24 protein-coding genes are annotated in these 20,913 nt (G+C 54.1%); 17 read left to right on the plus strand and 7 right to left on the minus strand.

Going from position 1 to position 20,913, the window contains the following annotated elements; genetic code table 11:
* On the plus strand, positions 1-801 hold the full coding sequence (locus L6H98_RS29380; protein ID WP_236421257.1) for a response regulator: 801 nt from the start codon (positions 1-3) through the stop codon (positions 799-801).
* Positions 802-813: 12 nt separating this feature from the next.
* On the opposite strand, the gene L6H98_RS29385 is transcribed toward L6H98_RS29380, so the two are convergent.
* From L6H98_RS29385 to nirB, 4 genes are all read right to left on the minus strand, one after another.
* Positions 814-1,443, minus strand: coding sequence for a YfbR-like 5'-deoxynucleotidase (locus tag L6H98_RS29385; RefSeq protein WP_236421258.1), 630 nt, complete (start codon positions 1,441-1,443; stop codon positions 814-816).
* Positions 1,444-1,689: 246 nt separating this feature from the next.
* A complete protein-coding gene (locus L6H98_RS29390) occupies positions 1,690-2,478 on the minus strand; it encodes a formate/nitrite transporter family protein (protein ID WP_236421259.1) in 789 nt (262 codons plus the stop codon).
* A 66-nt stretch (positions 2,479-2,544) separates the two neighbouring features.
* Positions 2,545-2,871 (minus strand): nitrite reductase small subunit NirD, encoded by a 327-nt coding sequence (gene nirD, locus L6H98_RS29395; RefSeq protein ID WP_236421260.1) that lies wholly within the window; start codon positions 2,869-2,871, stop codon positions 2,545-2,547.
* Positions 2,872-2,944: 73 nt separating this feature from the next.
* Complete coding sequence (gene nirB, locus L6H98_RS29400) at positions 2,945-5,374, minus strand: nitrite reductase large subunit NirB (protein WP_236421261.1); 2,430 nt, start codon at positions 5,372-5,374, stop codon at positions 2,945-2,947.
* A 331-nt stretch (positions 5,375-5,705) separates the two neighbouring features.
* Here nirB and L6H98_RS29405 point away from each other — a divergent pair, with 331 nt between their 5' ends.
* Positions 5,706-6,416 carry a metal-dependent hydrolase gene (locus L6H98_RS29405; RefSeq protein WP_236421262.1) on the plus strand — a complete coding sequence of 237 codons (711 nt, stop codon included), beginning with the start codon at positions 5,706-5,708 and terminating at the stop codon, positions 6,414-6,416.
* 122 nt (positions 6,417-6,538) lie between these two features.
* Here the strand turns inward: L6H98_RS29405 and L6H98_RS31320 are convergent, their stop codons facing one another.
* The 3 genes from L6H98_RS31320 to L6H98_RS29415 form a co-directional block, all read right to left on the minus strand.
* Positions 6,539-6,664: a hypothetical protein gene (locus L6H98_RS31320; protein WP_290371509.1), complete on the minus strand. Its 126-nt coding sequence runs from the start codon at positions 6,662-6,664 to the stop codon at positions 6,539-6,541.
* 28 nt (positions 6,665-6,692) lie between these two features.
* A complete protein-coding gene (locus L6H98_RS29410; protein ID WP_236421263.1) occupies positions 6,693-7,022 on the minus strand; it encodes a hypothetical protein in 330 nt (109 codons plus the stop codon).
* 156 nt (positions 7,023-7,178) lie between these two features.
* A complete protein-coding gene (locus L6H98_RS29415; RefSeq protein WP_236421264.1) occupies positions 7,179-8,252 on the minus strand; it encodes a M42 family metallopeptidase in 1,074 nt (357 codons plus the stop codon).
* A 234-nt stretch (positions 8,253-8,486) separates the two neighbouring features.
* Here L6H98_RS29415 and L6H98_RS29420 point away from each other — a divergent pair, with 234 nt between their 5' ends.
* The 15 genes from L6H98_RS29420 (at position 8,487) to L6H98_RS29490 (ending at position 20,768) form a co-directional block, all read left to right on the plus strand.
* Positions 8,487-8,624: a hypothetical protein gene (locus L6H98_RS29420; RefSeq protein ID WP_236421265.1), complete on the plus strand. Its 138-nt coding sequence runs from the start codon at positions 8,487-8,489 to the stop codon at positions 8,622-8,624.
* 171 nt (positions 8,625-8,795) lie between these two features.
* Entirely contained in the window at positions 8,796-9,302 is a 507-nt protein-coding gene (spoVAC, locus tag L6H98_RS29425) for a stage V sporulation protein AC (protein WP_236421266.1), read from the plus strand.
* Complete coding sequence (gene spoVAD, locus L6H98_RS29430; protein WP_236421267.1) at positions 9,299-10,315, plus strand: stage V sporulation protein AD; 1,017 nt, start codon at positions 9,299-9,301, stop codon at positions 10,313-10,315. Before spoVAC ends, spoVAD begins: the two co-directional genes overlap by 4 nt.
* Positions 10,316-10,318: 3 nt before the next feature.
* Positions 10,319-10,669 (plus strand): stage V sporulation protein AE, encoded by a 351-nt coding sequence (gene spoVAE / locus L6H98_RS29435; RefSeq protein ID WP_236421268.1) that lies wholly within the window; start codon positions 10,319-10,321, stop codon positions 10,667-10,669.
* Positions 10,670-10,864: 195 nt separating this feature from the next.
* Complete coding sequence (locus L6H98_RS29440) at positions 10,865-11,821, plus strand: MoxR family ATPase (RefSeq protein ID WP_236421269.1); 957 nt, start codon at positions 10,865-10,867, stop codon at positions 11,819-11,821.
* Positions 11,822-11,837: 16 nt separating this feature from the next.
* Positions 11,838-13,073, plus strand: a complete 1,236-nt coding sequence (locus tag L6H98_RS29445) for a DUF58 domain-containing protein (protein ID WP_236421300.1) — start codon at positions 11,838-11,840, stop codon at positions 13,071-13,073.
* Positions 13,070-15,283, plus strand: coding sequence for a transglutaminaseTgpA domain-containing protein (locus L6H98_RS29450; RefSeq protein ID WP_236421270.1), 2,214 nt, complete (start codon positions 13,070-13,072; stop codon positions 15,281-15,283). The genes L6H98_RS29445 and L6H98_RS29450 overlap by 4 nt, the downstream gene beginning before the upstream one ends.
* A gap of 110 nt (positions 15,284-15,393) precedes the next feature.
* A complete protein-coding gene (locus L6H98_RS29455; RefSeq protein ID WP_236421271.1) occupies positions 15,394-15,921 on the plus strand; it encodes a YqeG family HAD IIIA-type phosphatase in 528 nt (175 codons plus the stop codon).
* Positions 15,918-17,045 (plus strand): ribosome biogenesis GTPase YqeH, encoded by a 1,128-nt coding sequence (gene yqeH, locus L6H98_RS29460; RefSeq protein WP_236421272.1) that lies wholly within the window; start codon positions 15,918-15,920, stop codon positions 17,043-17,045. Before L6H98_RS29455 ends, yqeH begins: the two co-directional genes overlap by 4 nt.
* 45 nt (positions 17,046-17,090) lie before the next feature.
* Positions 17,091-17,969 (plus strand): shikimate dehydrogenase, encoded by an 879-nt coding sequence (gene aroE, locus L6H98_RS29465; RefSeq protein WP_236421273.1) that lies wholly within the window; start codon positions 17,091-17,093, stop codon positions 17,967-17,969.
* Positions 17,970-18,057: 88 nt separating this feature from the next.
* On the plus strand, positions 18,058-18,348 hold the full coding sequence (gene yhbY / locus L6H98_RS29470) for a ribosome assembly RNA-binding protein YhbY (RefSeq protein ID WP_236421274.1): 291 nt from the start codon (positions 18,058-18,060) through the stop codon (positions 18,346-18,348).
* 12 nt (positions 18,349-18,360) lie between these two features.
* Complete coding sequence (locus L6H98_RS29475) at positions 18,361-18,951, plus strand: nicotinate-nucleotide adenylyltransferase (RefSeq protein ID WP_236421275.1); 591 nt, start codon at positions 18,361-18,363, stop codon at positions 18,949-18,951.
* The gene (gene yqeK, locus L6H98_RS29480) at positions 18,935-19,522 is read left to right on the plus strand and encodes a bis(5'-nucleosyl)-tetraphosphatase (symmetrical) YqeK (RefSeq protein WP_236421276.1); all 588 of its coding nucleotides are present in this window, start codon (positions 18,935-18,937) and stop codon (positions 19,520-19,522) included. The genes L6H98_RS29475 and yqeK overlap by 17 nt, the downstream gene beginning before the upstream one ends.
* The gene (gene rsfS, locus L6H98_RS29485) at positions 19,519-19,866 is read left to right on the plus strand and encodes a ribosome silencing factor (protein WP_236421277.1); all 348 of its coding nucleotides are present in this window, start codon (positions 19,519-19,521) and stop codon (positions 19,864-19,866) included. Before yqeK ends, rsfS begins: the two co-directional genes overlap by 4 nt.
* Entirely contained in the window at positions 19,863-20,768 is a 906-nt protein-coding gene (locus L6H98_RS29490; protein WP_236421278.1) for a S1-like domain-containing RNA-binding protein, read from the plus strand. The genes rsfS and L6H98_RS29490 overlap by 4 nt, the downstream gene beginning before the upstream one ends.
* The last annotated feature ends 145 nt before the right edge of the window (positions 20,769-20,913 follow it).

Consider the following 20,913-nt stretch of genomic DNA (forward strand, 5'->3'; position numbering starts at 1 on the left):
ATGGCAATGACTTATCGAACGATCATCGTAGAAGACGAAGCGTTGATTCGTCGCAATGTGTCGCGCAAATTTCGGGAGCTGGATTCCCGCTTCGAAGTCATCGGAGAGGCGCGGAACGGCCGTGAAGCGCTGCAATTGATGGAGCAAACGGTCCCCGATCTCGTAGTGACGGACATTCAGATGCCGGTGATGAACGGGTTGGAGTTGGCCAAACATCTATATTTCGCCTACCCGCATGTGAAGATCGTCATTTTGAGCGGCCATCATGAATTCGAGTACGCGCGGCAGGCGATCAGCTACAAAGTGGAGGATTATCTGCTCAAGCCGTTAAGGGAAGATCAGCTGCGAGCGCTGCTGGATGCGATGGAAATCAAGCTGGGCCATGCTGCGGATTCGCTCACCCATGTCAGCGCCGTGACGGAGGAGCAGGCGCAGCCGGAGGATATCGCCGATGCGGTGAAGCTCTACCTGAAACAAAATTACATGCATGAGATCACGCTGCAGGACATGGCGGGGCAGCTGCATTTCAGCGTCGATTATTTGGGGAAATGCTTCAAAAAGGTCACCGGGGAAACGCCGCTCAAATATTTGACCGGGCTGCGGCTGAACGAGGCCAAGCGGATGCTGGCTGCCCATGAAGACATGGATATCAAGAGCGTGGGCAGAGCGGTAGGGTACGGGGACTCCCACTATTTCAGCCGGATTTTCAAAAACAAAACGGGACTGTACCCCAGCGATTACCGGCAGCAGTGCGCGCAACGAAAAAAAGCCCAGTCTGCGCATCAGGGTGACGTGAGCTGATCGGCAGGGCTATTACTGGGCCATCGCTTCTTCGGTAATTTTGCGGATGTCGATCGGGGAGAGAAGTCCTTCCTGCACGATATCGGGGAGAATGTGATCGAGGAAATAACGCACGCAGTGCAGGTCGATGTTTTTGATCTTGATCAGGGCGTAGCGGTACATGACGATAAACTCTTTCTCGGTATTGCCGCGCTGCATTTCAGCGAATGCTTCGTACACCTGGTCCATCTTGTCGGCAACTTCAAGGATCAAACCTTCGACGCTGTGATCCTTGCCTTCGCGCAGTTGTCTGCGGAAGATGGGTTGAAATTGCTCGGGGATGTTCTCATCGATGAAATGGGCCACCATGCCTTCTTCGACTTGCTGCAGCATGGAGCGAAGTTCAAGGGAATAATGTTTGACCGGGGTTTTGATGTCGCCGATGAAAATTTCGCCATAATCATGGCTGCTCGTAATCTCGTAGAGCTTCTTCCAATCAATGGCGACGCCATTTAATTCCTCGATATCGGCCAGCGTTTTGGCGTACTGCACGACTTTCCAGGAATGCGCCGAGACGCTGTGCTCCTCGAATTTGAACTTGCCCGGAGTACGGATAATGCGTTCCAGATCGTTCAGCGATCGAAAGTACGTATGAATGCCCATGGAGTGATCATCCTTTGCTGTAGTATGAACCGACTATACTCCAGATCTGTCAACGCAGTATTAACGAACGTAGACGATTCGGTAATAACGGGACCAGCGTCTTCCTGGAAACACAAAAACCACAGAGTTCTCTTCCGCTCCATATGTGAGCGGTTGCTGAGTTCCGTGGTTTTATTATGCCTCTGTAATGAGAAGGCATTCGGGGAGAGCAACATTCCCAGGGTTGCCTTTTTCTTGTGTTAGCTTTTACGGCCTTGCTTTTTTGCGTACAGGGGACACGTACCAATACGCCATGCCGACAAAAAGCGCTCCGCCGACGATATTGCCCAGCGTAACCGGAATCATGTTATGGAACCAGCCTGCGAGCGTAATCGTATCCGGATGGTTCGGAAGAAGCCAGGACAGGGAAAGCAGCGTCATATTGGCCACGCTATGCTCGTATCCGCTGGCGATAAAGGCGTACAGGCACCACCAGATCAGTACCAGCTTGGCGATGTCTTCCTTGGAGCGGGAGGACATCCAGATGGCAAGACAGACGAGCCAGTTGCACAGGATGCCGCGAAAGAATAACTCGGTGACCGGGGCGGCCATTTTTTTGGCCGATACGGCAAAGATAATATGCTCCGGGGCCGCGCTTTTGAATAGACCGCTGCCCAATATCAGCAGGCAGAGCAGCACGGCGCCGATCAGGTTGCCAAGGAAGACGAGGCCCCAGTTTTTCAGCGTATCCTTCACGGTGGTACGCCCGGCGAGCGTGCTCATCGTAAAAAACATGTTATTGCCCGTAAACAGCTCGGAACCGGCAAAAATGACCAGTGTGAGCGCAAGACCGAAGGACATGCCCATCAGCATCATTTGCAGGGGCGATTTGGCCGCGAGCAGCGGGGCGCCGATGCTGAAAATGAGAATGATGCCCAGACCCACGTAAGCGCCCGCCATCAGGGCGGATACCATATAGCGCGGCAGGCTGTTGTTCATCGCGTCCCGCTTTTTGACGGCGGCTTCAATAATGCCTTCAACATTAGGTGTGTACATGTCGTTTTCCCCCATTAAGGAACTCAAATAAAAGGTGTGCGATACAGAAGTGGTGGCGCTGGCGAGTTATATGGAGATCCAGACTCGGCCATCCTCAATTTTTACCGGATACATGCGGACTTGACCCTCATCGGGAGCTTGCACCAAGCCTGTGCTGAGGTCGATTTTCCAATCGTAGAGCGGGTCGTACAAATAATGTCCTGACACGATGCCTTCCGCCAGCGGTCCGCCTTTAGGGTGAGGATTGCTGTTGTCCACAGCGAATACAGTCCCGTCGGAAGCACGGAAAACGGCCAGCTCATGGCCCTCAATATCAACCACTCTTCCGATGCGCGGCAGAAATTCCTCAATCTCTCCCGCTGCGAAATACGTTCCCGTTTGCTTGGTCGTCATATGAATCTCTCCTTTGTCTGTAATGATCATCTATGAAAACCCCGACCGAGGCCGGGGCGGAAGGTGCCTGGGTTTATGGACGAGCTGCCACCTCGATGCCTTGAAAGAGCTTGCTTTGTCCTTGTTCGTTCCGCAATGCTTTTTTCCAAGGGTCCTCGACTTGCTGTAAGGCGAACTCGATTCGGGCCATCAATGCTTTGCGTTCCTCGATATTGTCTACCACGACCGACCGGATCTGCTCCAGCCCGATGCGCTCTACCCACTCCGACGTCCGCTCCAGATAATTGCCTGTTTCGCGGTAATATTGGATGATCGCACCGCACAGCTCGATCAGCTCTTCGTCGGTTTTCACTTTGCAGAGCGAGTCGGCCAAGCGGGCTTTGATGCCGCCATTGCCGCCGATGAACAGCTCCCAGCCGCCATCGTTGCCCACGATCCCGATATCTTTTGTACACGATTCCGCGCAGTTCCGCGGGCAGCCGTTCACGGCCATCTTGAATTTGGCAGGCAGATCAAGGCGTTCGAACTTGCGCTCCAGCAGCGCGCCCATGGCCATCGAATCCTGCGTACCGAAGCGGCAGAATTGCGATCCAACACATGTTTTGACCGTGCGCAGCGATTTGGCGTACGCGTAACCTGAAGGCATATCCAGTTCGGCCCATACTTGTGGCAGGTCTTCTTTCTTAACCCCGATCAAGTCGAGCCGCTGCCCGCCCGTTACTTTCACGGCTTTGACGTCGTATTTCACCGAAATGTCGGCAATGCGTTTCAGTTCCTCCGGCGTAGTTACCCCGCCATACATGCGCGGTACAACGGTATACGTACCGTCTTTTTGAATGTTGGCGTTCATGCGTTCGTTCACGAAACGAGATTCTTTCTCGTCCTCATGGGTGTCGGGGTAAATCATGCCCAGGTAATAGTTGATGGCTGGACGGCATTTCGAGCATCCCTCAGGCTGGGACCAACCAAGTACGTTCATGACTTCTTTGCTTGTTTGCAGTCCTTTTTCCCGGATTTCGGCAACGATTTCGTCCCGGCTCAGCGAGGTACAGCTGCAGATGCCTTGTTTGGCTCCGCTTGTGAAGCCGTCTCCAAGTACATATTGCAAAATCTGTTCCACGACCGGTTTACAGCCGCCGCAAGAACGGGTTGCACCCGTGCAGGCTTTGATCTCGTCCACGCTGCTCAGCCCTTGATTGGTAATGGCATCCACGATGGCCCCTTTGGTAACGCCGTTGCAGCCGCAAACGATCTCGTCTTCAGGCATCGTTTCCACGGAGGTAGCCTTTTTGTGGCCGCCGCAGCCGGTACCCATGAGTGAAGCGTACAGGTCATCGGTCATTACCGCCTGTTGTTTGATTAATTTTTGCAGCTCGGCTGAATCGGTGATGTCCCCGAACAGCACGGCCCCGACCATGATGTTGTCGCGCAGCAATATTTTTTTGTACGTGCGTTTCCAGTCGTCTTTGTGCGAAATGATCGTATGTTCGGGACTGTCCAGGAATTCGCCTGTCGAGAACACGTCGACGCCCGATATTTTCAGTTTCGTGGATACCACCGAGCCTTCATACGGGGCGGTTTCCACGCCGCAAATATGTTTCGCCAGAACCATGCCCTGTTCGAACAATGGGGCAACGAGGCCGTAACAGGTGCCGCGATGCTCGGTACACTCGCCGACAGAATAGACGTTTTCCATCGAGGTTTGCAAATAATCGTTGACCACGATCCCGCGGTTCACTTCGATGCCGCTCTCGCGGGCCACGCTTGTGTTTGGCTTGATGCCGACCGCCATCACGACGAAATCCGCATCCAGCACCGAATCGTCGGCGAATCGAAGGCCCTGCACGCGCTCGCCGCCGATCAACTCCTTCGTTTCCGCGCCCATTTTGAATTTGATGCCTTGTCGCTCCAGTTCCGCCTTCAGCATGGCTGCGGCTTGCGGATCAAGCTGACGCTCCATCAAGTCCTGCATCAAGTGCACCACGGTAACGTCCATGCCGAGCTGCACGAGACCTTTAGCCGCTTCGAGGCCGAGGAGTCCGCCGCCGATGACCGCCGCTTTTTTGTATTGCTTGGCCGCTTCGAGCATTTCGTTGCAATCCGCGATGTCCCGGAAACCGACGACGCCCTGTTTGTCATGTCCGGGAACCGGAAGGATAAACGAACTGGAGCCTGTTGCGATGATCACTTTGTCATAAGGAATTGTTGTGCCCGCGTCGGTTACGACTTCGCGTGTTTCCGCGTCAATCCGTGTAGCGGTTGTGCCTGTATGCAGTGTAATGCCGTAGTCCGCATACCAGTGCAGATCGTTCAGTACGATGTGGTCGATCGTTTTGCTGCCTTCCAGCACATAAGAAAGCATGATGCGATTGTAGTTGGGATAAGGTTCTGTTCCAATGACGGTAATGTCAAAGCGGGAGCTGAGTTTCAGAATTTGCTCCACCGTGCTGATTCCTGCCATGCCGTTTCCGATAATAACTAACTTTTCTCTATTCCCGTTCATGTGTATATGCCTCCTTGGATGTACACTGTGCGTTACCACGAATTTTAGTGGTCCATATTTGAATCATACATGACATAGCCGACATATTATGTGATATTTTTCACTAATAACGATAAAACGATCACTAATTTAAAAGTGTGACGGGGCTCACGAAAACGATAATTTATTATTTGTGTTTTTCATGTATGAATGGGATATACGCGCTACTACCACAAAATGGAGGATCAAGGCAAATGATAAATGCGAACTATTGTTCTTATTTCGCTTTCATTGTATGATAAAAGGCGGACCGTCCCTGTTCCCTATTTTTGCGAAAGGATGTTATGGCATCATGATGGGAAGATCCCACCTCATTATCGGGACAGGCGTTTCTCTTTCTGTCCTTCAATTTGCGGGCGTGCCTGTAACCGTTCCTGCCGTTGCCGCGGCGTTAATCGGTTCGCTGCTGCCGGACATCGACGAACCGAATTCCTTGCTGGTGTCCAAGGCGCTGCCAAACGGCTTGCTTCGGCTGCTGCAAACGATTCTGCTTCCCGCGGCCGTGTTCGTTTATTTTGTCGTTCCGGCCAAACCGTGGAATTTGCTGCTTGCCGCGCTGATCGCGCTCGTTTCGTTTTTGCCGTCCAGGTCGCTGCGCAAGGTGTTGATGTTTGCGATCGGGCTTGGCCTTGTGTTTTATGGCCATTCGCTTGCACCCTGGAACTTGATCGGGGGAAGCTTGCTCATGCTCTGCACCACGCTCACGCATCGGGGGCTTACGCATACGCTGTATGGAACCGCCGTATGGACGGGGCTGTTGTATGCGACAACCCAGCAGCAGCAGGGGGATGCCATCTGGCTGGCCGGAGGTTCGGCTTATGCCATGCATCTTCTAGCCGATTCGCTGACGAATCGCGGCATCAAGCCGTTGCCGCCATTGAAGTGGCGGATCCGCGCCAACTTGATGAGCACCGGATCAAGGCATGGGGCCGTGGTTGAAAACGTATGTATCGTGTTGACGCTGATTTTGGCCTGGATCGCCTTTTCGCCGATGTTTTTATGAATGGCCGGCCAGGCAACCGCAAACGACGTTCGAACCAAAAATGCCAGTTCCGATGATGCGGGACTGGCGTTTTTTTAACTATGCGCAGCCATAGAGCAAATCCGCTTCGCATGTTGAATGGTTTAGCCGCTGGTGGGTGCACCGGACAGAGTTTCGATGTCCGTTGATCCGAACACGAACAGCATAATAAGAATGAAAGCAATCAGCAATTCGGCAAAGCCGACGCCATCGAAAGCGGATGATTCCACAACAATCCCTCACCTTCCGCATCCTGCATCAGGAATTCATTCGCTGCTGGAAAACCTGAATGATGTCATTGATGGTCATATCTCCATTCTGATCCAGAAAATCCTTCAATTGATCCGCATTGCTCGGTTGAAAATCCTTCAACGTTTTATATCGTCCCGTCAAGGTAACCAGCAAGGTTGCTCCCCGGAATAGCGTAACGGCGTCAACTCTTAATTTGCCACTAACAAGCAAAGCCGCGACGATGAAAGCCAGTTTTTTGCTTGAAAGGCTTCCGTTCAGCAGATCGTTGGCTACGTTCGTTTTATTTGAATTTTTATTGGATGATCTGGTCGTTTTCCCTTTCCTTCCGGTTGCCATCACGGATCACCTGCTGTTTTCTCGGTTTGGAACTTGCTTATGTATTCTATCTTATGAAATCTTCGGATGAAAGGTTCTCGACCTGAAAAGAAATAGGGGCTGACCCTCGTCATTTTCATGACCTACGGGACAGCCCCAATCTGTTATTACGATCGCTCAGGCGTTATCAATAATGGTATTCAGCGTGGTCCGGTCCAGACCTTTGACCAGCTTCACGAGCAGCTCTTTCGCCGCATCATAATCATCCGTATGGATAATGGAAGAAGACGTATGGATGTAGCGCGCGCAAATGCCGATGACCGTAGAAGGCACTCCGATGCCGCTCAGATGAACCTGTCCGGCGTCCGTGCCGCCCGGAGAGATGAAATACTGCATTTTGATCTGATTCGTGGAAGCTGTATCCTGCACGTATTCCACAATGCCGCGGTGAGTGAACATGGTCGGGTCGAAGATTCGCAGCAGGGCGCCTTGGCCGATATGTCCGAACGATTGTTTGTCGCCGGTCATGTCATTGGCTGCACTGCAATCGAGTGCAAAGAAAATGTCAGGCTGAATGAGGCTCGCTGCCGTACGAGCACCGCGTAGACCCAGTTCTTCCTGAACGGTTGCGCCGCTGTAGAGCGTGTTCGGCAGCTGCTCCTTGTGCAGTTCCTCCAAAAGTTCCAGCGCCAAGCCAACCCCGTAACGGTTATCCCAAGCTTTCGCCATGATTTTTTTCGGATTGGCGAGCGGTGTGAACTCGCAGATCGGCACGATCTGCATGCCTGGATGGATGCCCCACGATTCGGCTTCTTCCCGGTTATCCGCTCCGATGTCCAGATACATGTGGTTCAGATCGACGGGTTTGCTGCGTTGGGATTCGTCCAGCAAATGGGTAGGTGTCGATCCGACTACGCCTGTAATCCGGCGATCGGGCGTAATGATCTGCAATCGCTGCGACAGCACGGCCTGGCTCCACCATCCGCCGAGTGGACGGAACTTGATCATGCCGGTCTCCGTAATGCCTGTCGTCATAAAGCCCACTTCGTCAAAATGACCGGCTACCATGACTTTCGGTCCGGTTTCTTCCCCGCGCAGTACGCCGAAAAGACTTCCCAATCGGTCCTGAACGAATTCTTGCGTGTAAGCCGACATTTGTTCTTTCATCCAAGCGCGCAGTTCGCGCTCAAAACCCGAAACGGACGGAAATTCGGTCAATGTGCGAAACATGTCCAGCGTTTTTTGATTCATGCATAACCAACTCCTCTGTTTGTATGTAAGGTAAACGAAGTCGCGGCAGAACGGCTGCCGGACGGATGGCTTTCCGGAAAAGGAAAGACAAATTAACCACTGGTCACATCATAGTATGAACGTTGTTATCCCAAATGTCCATGTTTGCGTCATGTATAGGAAAGGTGGAATAACCCACAGCCGCGTAGAAGGTCTGCAAATCTCCGCACATGCCCCTGTCTGGCAGCATGGTTTGTGAATATGCATAACTGGAACGGAATCGGACCCCTGAAGGAGATGGAGACAACGATGAAGCCGGATTACCAGAGAAAAGAAGAGATCATCATCATCGTACTGTTTATGCTGCTCGTGATCGTCCTGATTTATTTGTGACGCTAGGGTATTGAAACCTCCGACATCCGGTTGCGGGCTTGAGCTGCTTTGGAAATAAATGCCTCGATTTGCCGGATACATAACCTTGGGAGCAATAACAAACAATGTAGAGAGGAATTGACTCCAACATGCTGTGAGCAGCGTGATTCCATTTCGAAGGAGGTCTTCACCTTGCCAACTCAAACGAAGGGATTCGGCAGTGGAAAAAAAGCATCGTCCATATCCATCAGCGAGCAGGAGTACAAGAAGGTTGCCAAAAAACATGAACCGGCACGGCCGATCTGGGGCAATTGCGTTAAGGCCTTTTTTGTGGGCGGCACGATCTGCCTGATCGGACAAGCGATCCAACAGGCTTTTATGGCAGGCTTTGACATGACGTCCAAGCAAGCGTCAAGTCCTACCGTGGCGGTCATGATTTTGATCTCGGTCATTTTGACGTGCTTGGGCGTTTACGACAAAATCGCCCAATGGGCCGGAGCGGGAACGGCCGTGCCTGTAACCGGGTTCGCCAACTCCATGTGTTCCGCCGCGCTTGAGCATCGGGCGGAGGGCCTTGTCCTCGGCGTCGGTGCGAACATGTTCAAGCTGGCCGGCTCGGTCATCGTCTTTGGCGTCGTCGCCGCGTTTATTATCGGCGTCGTGTATGCCTTTCTCGGATTCGGGGGTGGGCATTTATGAAAAGGGTCGGCCGTCAGACCTGGCAGTTCGACAGCCGTCCCCGTCTCATCGGCCGAGCGACGGTCGTAGGGCCGGACGAGGGGCAGGGACCGCTCGCTTCCGATTTCGACTATGTATACGACACGCTTGAAATGGGCGAGAAGACGTGGGAGAAAGCGGAGCGCAAACTGCTGGAAAAAGCGACTCAACTGGCGCTGATCAATGCCAATATCACCAAGGAGGAGCTTCATTTCTTCGTTGGCGGTGACCTGATGAACCAGATCATTAGCAGCTCCTTTTCCGCAAGGCAGCTGGGAGCGCCTTATTTGGGCGTGTTCGGGGCGTGCTCCACATCGATGGAAACGCTGGCGCTGGCCTCCATGATCGTCGATTCCGGAGCCGGAGATTACGTGTTGGCCGGTACGGTGAGCCACAATTGCACGGTGGAGAAGCAGTTCCGCTATCCGACGGAATACGGCTCGCAGAAGCCGCCGTATGCCCAATATACCGTTACCGGTTCAGGCTGCAGCGTCGTGGCTCGTACCGGAGAAGGCCCTGCCGTTACAAGGGCAACCATCGGAAGAGTCATGGACATGGGCATTAAGGATCCGTTCAACATGGGCGCTGCGATGGCTCCCGCAGCAGCCGATACCATCGTCTCCCACTTCCGGGATACCCAGCTTGACCCCAGTTATTACGACCTGATCGTCACCGGCGATCTGGCTTCCGTGGGACTGCCGATCACAAAGGAATTGCTTCAGAAGGAAGGTATCTCTATGGAGCAGACGACGTTCAACGATTGCGGTTTGATGATCTATGATCGGGACAAGCAGCCCCAAGTCGTTGCAGGAGGCAGCGGCTGCGGTTGTTCGGCGACTGTAACGTATGGCCACATATTGAACCGAATGCAGGAAGGCGAACTGAAGCGGGTGCTCGTCGTTGCTACAGGGGCTTTGCTGTCCCCGCTATCGTACCAACAGGGTGAAAGCATTCCGTGCATCGCGCATGCGGTCGCCATTGAAAAGGAGGATTAAACGATGCAGTTTTTGTGGGCTTTTATCATCGGGGGCCTCATCTGCGTGATTGGGCAAATTTTGATGGACGGCGTCAAGCTGACCCCTGCGCATACGATGAGTACGCTGGTCGTGGCTGGTGCGTTGGCTGATGCGTTCGGATGGTACGATCCGCTTGTCAAGTTCGCTGGCGCGGGGGCATCCATTCCGATTACGAGCTTTGGCAACTCGTTGGTTCATGGGGCGCTGACCGAATTGGAACGCGATGGATGGCTCGGTGTCATTACGGGCATCTTTGACGTGACCGCGGCGGGCATTTCCTCGGCGATTATTTTTTCCTTTCTGGCGGCATTGGTCGTCCGTCCCAAAGGATAATCGCCGGGCGTTCAGCGGCAAAAAGCAAAATGGCAATGGCCCGGTAATCTCCGGGCTTTTTTGTCGTAAATGGACAAACTTTGCGGCAGAGGCGGCGGCTGGAAACAAATTGCGATTTCCTTCGAGTGTACTCAGGACCTACAATCATGTACAATAAAAGGAAATCTGTTTGCTTTTTTAGGAGGTTTAGACCAAATGCCTGTGCGCAAAGAATCGATCCAAATCATTTCGGCAGTCCGTTCCAATCTGGAATCGTGCATTATGGGGAAATCCTTTGAAATCCAGCTTTTGCTCACAGCATTGCTTGCAGGTGGACACGTGTTGATCGAAGACGTACCCGGAACCGGCAAGACGCAGCTGATCAAGGCCTTATCCAAATCGATGCGCGGCGAATACCGCCGCATTCAATGTAATCCTGATATATTGCCAAGCGACATTACTGGAGTATCGGTATTCCATCCGCGCGACGAGCGCTTTTATTTCCGTCCGGGCCCTGTCATGACCAACATTCTGCTCGCGGACGAAATCAACAGGGCGACCACCAAAACCCAATCCGCTCTGCTGGAAGTCATGGAGGAGCGCAGCGTGACCGTGGACGGCGATACGTACGATTTGCCACATCCGTTCATGCTTTGCGCCACGCAAAATCCCATCGACTTTGAAGGGACGTATACGCTTCCCGAGGCGCAGCTGGACCGTTTTATGCTGAAGATCAGTCTGGGTTATCCGGACAAGGATATTGAAAAAACGCTGCTGAAGCAGCACCAGTCGGGACAGCCCGTCGACCGGCTCGAGTCGGTGACCAACATGGAACAGATCTCGGTGATCCAGCAGGAAATCAAGGATGTGTTCCTTGGCGAGCCGGTCATGGACTATCTGCTCGACATCGTTCGCAGCACGCGCTCCCACCCGTCGGTATTGCTGGGTGCCAGCCCGCGGGCAGCCATTTCGTTTATGATGGCCGTGAAAGCTTTCGCGTTTTTGCAGGAACGCGATTACGTGCTTCCGGACGACGTGAAAACGATGGCTCCTTACGCTCTGGCCCATCGAATCGTGCTCCGTCCGGAAGCAAGGCTGGACAGCATGAGTTCAGGAGCCGCGCTTGCTTCCATCCTGCATCAGGTCCGCGTGCCTGTCACGATGGGGCAATAAAATCATGAAACAGATCATGGGTTCGGTCAGAAAAAAGCTACGCCATCCCCGCGCGTGGAGCATCGCGGCAGTGTGGCTGTGCTGTCTGGCTTACGTTTTGTTTCAGGGAGGCAAAACGTCCATTATGCTGTTGTCGATGGTAACCTTGTTGTGCGTGTACCTCGTCATTGCGGGTTTGGGCGGGGTTAGGCGTGCCAGAGGGGAACGTTTCCTTTCGTCGGGTCAGGATCACGAGGAGCTTCTGCACGCGGGAGACCAGGTCCAGGTTCGGTTGCGATTGAGCATTCCAGGATTTCTGCCTCTTCCTTATGTCGTCGTAAAGGAAATGCTGCGACGCCATAACGGCGAATCCTGGTCTTTCCGGGAAAGCCTGCTGCCGAATATGCGGGGGACGGGGGAACTGACCTTTCAGACGCCTCCGTTGGAAAGAGGGAAATATGCGTTTCTGGATACCGAGTGCACCAGCGAGGATATATTCGGTCTCGTTCAGCACAAAGGCACCTTCAAGGCGCATAGCGAATTCAGGGTTCTCCCCCGAACCGTGTTCATTCCGTTTTGGCAGCTGTATGACCGCAAGTCGAGATTGGCAGGGCCGCAGACGGCGATGACGCGTTCGCGGCGCGAAACGACCCAAATCAACGGTGTGCGGGATTACGTATACGGTGACCGGTTATCCCGAATCCATTGGAACGCAACCGCAAGGACGGGAACGTGGAAATCGAAGGAGTTCGAACACGAATCCATTCCCAAAACGGTGCTTGTACTCGATGCGCTGGCCGCCAGCTACGCGGGATCGGAGGCGTTTGAACTGGCCGTATCCACCGTAGCCTCGCTGCTGGAGTATGGCACGCGGGAGAGAATGGGGATGGGACTCATGACGCTGTCGGACGAGCCTTCCCTGATTCCGCCCAGCGAGAGCTTGCTGGATCGACAAAGGATGATTCATCATCTGGTGGACGTTCAACATGACGGTCGGGATGCACGCTTGCTGCCTGGTGTGGAAAGATTGGCACGCCAGCTGCCGCAAGGAGCCTATTTTGTCGTCGTTTCTCCCCAGAAGGATGAGAAGGTGCTTGAATTGCTGCGTTGGGCAGATCAGCGCGGCATGACGCCGTGCCACATTTTAGTAGATATCAAGGAAGAGCGGCAAAGCGCAGAATGGACTGCCCTGCTGCGAAGCCGGGGAACGAGGGCGTTTACGGTTTCCAGCCTGCAGGAGCTTCCGACCGTGATGGGAGGAGGAGCCGCATGAGCGCACCTATAGATTTGTCGAGAGGCAAACGGTCCTGGTACCATGCGGCATCCCTGCTTTGGATTTTCCTGATCGGGCTGCAGTGGATCTCGTTTACCGAGGAATCCTGGTACACGGAGACGACGTCGCTGGTGCTTTGGACGATGGCGGCGGTATGCGTTTTGGAGATTATATTGCCGCTTAAACTGTTGTATCGAACGGTCATCAAAGTCATCGCTATCTTTTTTATTTTGCATAAAACCTTAGTGGATTACTCCGTATACATCCCTTACGGAACGTTTACGGAGCGAACGGAGCAATTTCTGCTGCACATGGTTCCTTATGTCTGGTTTTCGCTGTGTGCATGGGCCATGCTGGAGGCGGCGCACCGGCTGGTGACAACGAAACGGCGCATTCTTGTCTTTTTAGGGATCAACATCGTGTCCATGGGCATTTTGGATTCGTTCACCCGGATTCCGCTCTGGACCGAAGTGGCTTGGGTCATGTTTGCGGGGATGGGGTGGCTGGTATGCCAGCATTTCCGCAGCTTCCAATTGCAATATCCGCAAGGGTGGAAACGGCTGATTCGGTATCCGTACAAAATTATCGCCAACATTGCCATTATTTTTTCATTGATCATCGTGGCGAGCGTAAATATGCCCGAGGTTCCGCCAACCCTGACGGACCCGTATACGGCATGGCGGAACTATACCGGAAGCGGTTCGATCGAGGCGGGAAACGGTACGCTGGACATCCCAACCTCCACCGAGTCCGGGTACAGCCGGGAAGACAACCAGTTGGGCGGAGGATTCAATTTTGACTATACTCCCGTCATGTCGGTCACGACCAGTGAGCGCAGTTATTGGCGCGGGGAAACGCGGGAAGAATATACCGGCACGGGCTGGGACGACAACCGCAGAGTATCGGCCGAGGCCGTGCAGCCTGGCGAGGCATTGGAGAACAACGATGCGGGCAGCGGGAAAACGAAGCAGGTTACGCAGAAAGTCACGATGCTGAACGACAACGTTTATCCCATTTTGTTCGGTGCCTATTCGATCTCCGAGGTAAGCTCGGTGGAAGGCGAGCAGCAGTCGAACCGCATGCTTTGGAACGCCGACCAGGCCGAACTGCATGTGGTGACGAACCGCAATCAGCCCCAATATCCCAAAACATATACAGTGGTATCCGAGGCCCCGGTCATCGTGGTGGATGAGCTACGAACCAAAACGTACGACGATTTGTACGATAGTCATCCGGCCGACGACATGTATTTGCAAGTGCCTTCCAAATTTCCGCAGCGGGTTAAAGATCTCGCCAGCGAAATTACGGGGGCCGCAAGCACGCCGTATGAAAAGGTGGCATTACTGCAAAACTATTTGCAGCAAAACTTTAGTTACACGAACAACCCGGACTTGTCCCGGAAAGTCAGCGATGACTTTGTCGATGGTTTTTTGTTCGAAGTGATGGAGGGCTATTGCGACTATTTCTCTACGGCGCTTGTCATGATGGCCCGTTCCGAGGGCATTCCGGCACGCTGGGTTAAAGGATATGCTCCCGGGCAGCTGTCCCTGAACTCGGACATGCAGGCTCCGCGCCAGCCGGGTGCCGATATCGAAACAACGTATACCGTAACGAATGCGGATGCCCACTCCTGGGCCGAAATCTACTTCGGCGAATACGGATGGATTCCGGTTGAAGCGACGCCGGGCTTTGACATGCCGCTGTTGACCGAATTGCCGGAGGTGCAGCCTGCGGACGAGCCGGAAGAGCAACCGGAAGAAGAGCAGGTGCAGGAAGAAGAGGAGCAGGCAGCGGCACCGGAGCAGGCCAAGTCTGCGCTTCCGTCCTTCGTGATCTGGATGGCCAGTGCAATCCTTGTGCTGTGGATCGGATATATGTTTTGGCGCAGCCGGTTGTCGCTTCGTTTCCTGCTGCTCCGGCTTCGGAGCGGCGGCCCGCTGACGCCAGAGCAAAAAGTGATTGCGGAAACGGAGCGCTGGCTTCGTTACGCGCAGCGAAAAGGGCTGAAGCGGAGCGGCGACGAAACGCTGCGGGAATCGGTGGTTCGTTGGAGCCAGGCGAAACCGGCGGCGGCGGGGACCTTCGGGGAGCTGCTCCGCACGTTCGAGCAGGCCAGATATAGTCCGGCGACCGTTCATGCCGATGACTGGAAGAAGGTTTATGAGACAGCCCAGAGGCTGCGCAAGGAACTGAAAGCGGAACAGGCCTGAGCTTCGGCCTGTCCCGTTTTTTCCTTTTTCTTGTCCGGCAGGGCTGGATGCATTTTCAGGGAAGATGGATTTGTGATATAGTGTGTCGTATGAAACTGAGGTGACTTTTTTTGTTTAAAATGCTGATGCCCAAACTTCGGGTGGACACGGTTTATGATATTGATTTGGAAGGACTGTATGCCCAAGGCTATCGCGGGATTATTACAGACCTGGACAATACGCTCGTCGGAGCCAAAGCGCCCGACGCCACGCCGGAGCTGATCGAATGGTTTGCGCGCGTGAAAGAGGTCGGCTTCAAGCTGATCATCGTATCCAATAACAATTTGAACCGCGTATCGGTATTTGCGACGCCGCTGGACATCCAATACGTGCACAGCGCACGCAAACCGTCGAACGTGCCGTTCCGCAAAGCGATGAACATGATGGGCCTGACGCCGGAACAAACGATGGTCGTTGGCGATCAGATGCTTACGGATGTGTTTGGCGGCAACCGCCTCGGACTGTACACGGTGCTGGTGTTGCCCATCTCCATCGATGACGAAGGCTTCATGACCCGGTTCAATCGGCGCGTGGAGCGAATAGCCGTTACCCGTTTGAGCAAGAAAGGCTTATGGCTTGAGGAGGATAAAAAGAAATGACAGAAACGCATAACGGCCAACTTGCCGTGAAATGCAGCGGATGCGGTGCGCATCTGCAGACGGAAAATACGGAAAAACCCGGCTTCATCCCCGAGAAAGCGCTGGATCGCGAACCGGTCATTTGCCAGCGCTGTTTTCGCATTAAAAACTATAACGAATCCTCTTCCGTTACGGTAGACCAGGACGAATTCCTGGCGCTGCTCAGCAAAATCGGGAATAAGGACGCGCTCGTCATCCATATCGTGGATCTGTTCGACTTTGACGGCAGCATCATTTCCGGATTGCAGCGCTTCGTCGGCAACAATCCGGTGCTGCTGGTCGTCAACAAAACGGACCTTCTGCCCAAAGTAACGAATTGGAACAAAGTCCGCAATTGGGTGCAGAAACAGGCCAAGGAGCAAGGGCTGCGCACCGTGGACGTGGTGCTGTGCAGCGCCAAGCAGAATCAGGGCTTCGATCGTTTGCTTGAACTGGTGTCCGAGTACCGCGGGGACCGCGACGTATATGTCGTGGGCGGAACCAATGTCGGCAAATCGACCCTGATCAACCGGCTGATCCGCGACTACAGCGATCTGGAGCAGGAACTGACCACATCCCGTTATCCGGGAACGACGCTGGACATGGTGAACATTCCGCTGGACGATGGCAAACATATCATCGATACGCCCGGAATCATGTATCCATGGCGATTCAGCGAGATCGTGTCCCGCAAGGATCTGGGCGCGATCATGCCGGAAAAGCCGCTTAAACCGGCGGTATACCAATTGAATGCAGGCCAGACGTTGTTCTTTGGCGGCATGGCTCGCTTCGATTTCATCGAGGGAGACCGCCAATCCTTTACGTGTTATATCAGCAACGCATTAGGCATTCACCGCACGAAGCTGGAGCGTGCAGACGAATTGTACCGCGACCATGCCGGGGAGCTGCTGTCGCCGCCGACGCGCGAGAACGCGGCGGACATGCCTGAATGGACCCGGCACGAGTTCCGCATCAAACGCGGCAGCCAGTCCGACATTTTTATTTCCGGTCTGGGCTGGATCAAGGCGAACGGAGAGAACGGGGCACTGGTTGCGGTGCATGCGCCAAAAGGCATCCGCGTGCTTCTCCGCCCATCCTTGATTTAAAATGACGGTTGCGGCGAGCATCCCGGCCGATCGGAGGCGAATCGAATGACGGAATCGAAGAAAGAGCATGCTGCGCTTCCTGTCCTGCTTGGGGTAATGGGCGATCCTATCGCGCACTCCAAATCCCCGGCCATGCATAATGCGGCCCTGCAGGCGGCAGGCGTGAGCGGCATGTACATGCCGCTGCATGTACTGCCAGGGCAGCTGGAGGCGGCTGTTCGAGGCATTGCTGCCCTTGGTTATCTTGGCGTTAACGTGACCATTCCGCACAAGGAACAGGTTATGCAGTATCTCGACCATATCGACGAGAGCGCGCGGCTCATCGGGGCCGTGAACACCATCGTCAATAGAAACGGCAGGCTGACGGGCTACAACACGGACGGGATCGGATATGTCCGGTCCCTTAAGGAAGAAGCTGTGCCTGATCTCAAAGGCAAGAACATCGCCGTTCTTGGTGCCGGAGGAGCGGCCAGGGGCGTCATTTACGCTTTGGCCCTCGAAATGCCCGAACGGATCAGCATTTTGAACCGCACTGCGGCCCGGGCTGTTGCATTGGCTGCGGATCTGAGCAGCCATGGTCTCGGACAAATTGTGGGCAGCGGCATGGAACAAGCCGAATCGATATTGGCCGAAGCGGATATCGTCATCAACACAACGTCCGCGGGCATGCATCCCTATGTGGACGATGTTCCCGTAGATCCTGCATTTATTCGGGAGGGGGCGGCCGTAAGCGACCTGATCTATAACCCGCTGGAAACCCGCCTGCTGCAGGAAGCGAAGAAGCGCGGCTGCATCGTGCACGGCGGCTTGGGCATGTTTGTGTATCAAGGAGCAGTGGCTTTCGAGCACTGGCTCGGCGTACCTGTGCCGGTAGAAACGATGCGGCGCGCGGTATTGAACAGTTTTAACCTGTTAAAAATATAATTGAACGCTCAGGTTCGGAAATGACATTGAACGAGGTTGTTTTTGTTTTTTCCGTGACCTGCTCGGCATAAGGAGTTATGAAGGATTTATGTTAACCGGAAAACAAAAGCGCTTTTTGCGCTCGCAAGCACATCATTTGACCCCTGTATTCCAAATCGGCAAAGGAGGAACCAACGAGCATTTGTTCCGTCACATCGAGGAAGCGATCGAGAAACGTGAATTGATGAAAGTGCAGGTGCTCAACAACTGCCTGGACGACAAAAACGAAATCGCCGCAGAGCTGGCGCGCGAGACGGGCAGCGAACTCGTTCAGGTGATCGGCAGCACGATCGTTCTGTACAAGGAATCGCGCGACAACAAGCAAATTGAACTCCCTTAGGCGGTGAAGCGGGTGAAGATCGGCATCATGGGTGGAACGTTCGACCCGATCCATATGGGGCATCTGCTCGCGGCCGAGGCGGCCCGGGATTCGCATGCGCTCGACGAAGTCTGGTTCATGCCATCGCATGTGCCGCCGCACAAACGCGAGGCTGGAGCTTCGGGCCGGCAGCGTCTGGACATGACGACGGCTGCCGTGAAAGATGTGCAGCAGTACGAAGTGCTGGATATCGAAATGGAGCTGGGCGGTGTCTCGTATACGATCGATACGATGCGAGAGCTCTGGAGACGCTACCCGGAGCATGATTTTTATTTCATTATCGGAGCGGATATGGTGAACTATTTGCCCAAATGGGAACAGATCGAAGAGCTGGCAGCCCGTCTTACTTTCATCGGCGTAGGGCGACCCGGATTCCAGCTGCATCTGGATGATCTTCCTGACGAGCTGCAAGGCCGAGTGCTGCTGGCCGAGATGCCGCTGGTGGACATCTCCTCGACAGCCATACGCAGACGATTGGCAAGCGGCCATTCCGTCCGCTTCATGGTTCCCGATTCGGTTTACGAATACATTGTAAGGAGCGGTTTATATGGAGCTAAGCCGTGATGAATTAATCCGCGCCGTTTCCGGACAGATGCCCGAAAAGCGATGGAAGCATACGCAAGGCGTCATGGATTCGGCCGTGCGCCTTGCCGAAAAGTATGGCGCTGATCCGGTAAAAGCCGACTTGGCGGCGATTCTGCACGATGTGGCCAAATATTGGCCCGTCTCGGAGATGGAGGCCGTCATTCGCAATAACGGATTGAACGAGGAACTGCTGCGGCATGACAAACAATTGTGGCACTCCGAGGTCGGCGCATTCGTTGCCCGGCGCGATTACGGCATTGACGACCCCGAAATCCTTAATGCCATTCAGTGGCATACCTCGGGGAGAGTGGGGATGAGCCTGCTTGATAAAGTGGTATGTCTTGCCGACTATATTGAACCGGGCAGGGATTTTCCCGGCGTGGATCTGATCCGCGAACAGGCCGAGAAAAGCCTGGAGGCGGGGCTCATTGCCGGTTTTGATTCGACGATCAGCCTGCTGATCTCCCAGCGGCGCGTCATTTATCCGCTGACGATGCTGGCCCGGAATGATTTGATTTTACAACTATCGAACATGGAGGTTGGTTCATGACAATATCATCGAAAGAACTTATGAATATGGCGGTTACTGCCGCCGACGATAAAAAAGCGTCCAACATCGTTGCCTTGGATCTGAAAGGCATTTCCCTTGTAGCGGATTACTTCGTGATCTGTCACGGGAATTCCGATACGCAGGTGCAGTCGATCGCCACGGAAATTCGCAAACAGGCACACGCTGCCGGCGTCAATATCCGCGGCATCGAAGGCATGGATTCGGCGCGTTGGGTACTGATGGACCTTGGAGACGTGGTCGTTCACGTATTCCATCGGGATGAACGCGAATACTACAACATCGAGCGTCTGTGGTCTGACGCCAAAGTGGTGGAGACGGTATGAGTTTGATTGCGGGTACGATCGTTTCTTTGCCCGTTGCACGCGAAGTGTCGCCGTACGGCTACTTCCTGACGACAGGCACGGAGGATGTATTGCTCCATTACACGGAACTGACTAGAGAAATCAAGATTGGCGAAACGTTGGAAGTATTTCTGTTTTTTGATACCGAGGACCGTCTCGCGGCTACGATGAAAAAGCCGCTGCTGACGCTGGGGGAAATGGGCCGCCTCGTCGTGGCTGATGTTCATCCTCGTTTAGGCTGTTTCCTCGAGATGGGACTTGGACGGCAGCTGCTGCTCCCGATTCGCGAATTGCCCGAGCTGCCTGAGCTTCACCCGCAGGTTGGCGATGAAGTGTTCGTGATCATGGAGCATGATAAGCAAGGGCGTTTGCGGGCCAAGCTGGCCGGCGAACGGGAGCTTGCTCCGCTGGCGTTCCATGCACCGACGACCTGGCTGAATCAATGGGTCGACGTCCTTGTGTACAAGCCGCTGCAAATGGGTACATTCGTGCTCGTCGAAGGCGGAGTGCTCGGTTTCGGGGCCATCGGCATGATTCATTCTTCCGAACGGAACCGGATGCTGCGCCTTGGCGAAAAGGTGAAATGCCGGGTAACGCTCGTTCGCGAGGATGGACGCGTAAATCTTGCGATGTCGCCTCGCAAGGAAGTTGGACGCAATGAGGACGCGGACATGCTGCTTGCGTTCCTCAAGGAACGTCCGACAGGCGGCATGCCCTATTCCGATAGCACGCCGCCGGACATCATCAAGAAACGGTTCGGCATCAGCAAATCCGCTTTTAAGAGGGGCCTTGGCAAACTGATGAAAGAAGGGCTCGTGAAGCAAAAAGAAAGCTGGACATATCTCGCGGACGCGGTTCCTGCGGACGACGATCAACCTAAATAGGCGCTTCGCTTCCATTCCTTGACGGGCTTGCGACAGGATATATGCAGATCTGCACCCTACGGGCTTGGATCTGGCTCGATCCGGCAGCTGGCCACCTCTCGGAATAAAGCTGAATGCCGAATAAAGATGGCAGGGTAAACTGGAC

Origin of the sequence: Paenibacillus sp. JJ-223 (assembly GCF_927798175.1) — a bacterium.
GTDB lineage: Bacteria > Bacillota > Bacilli > Paenibacillales > Paenibacillaceae > Paenibacillus > Paenibacillus hubeiensis.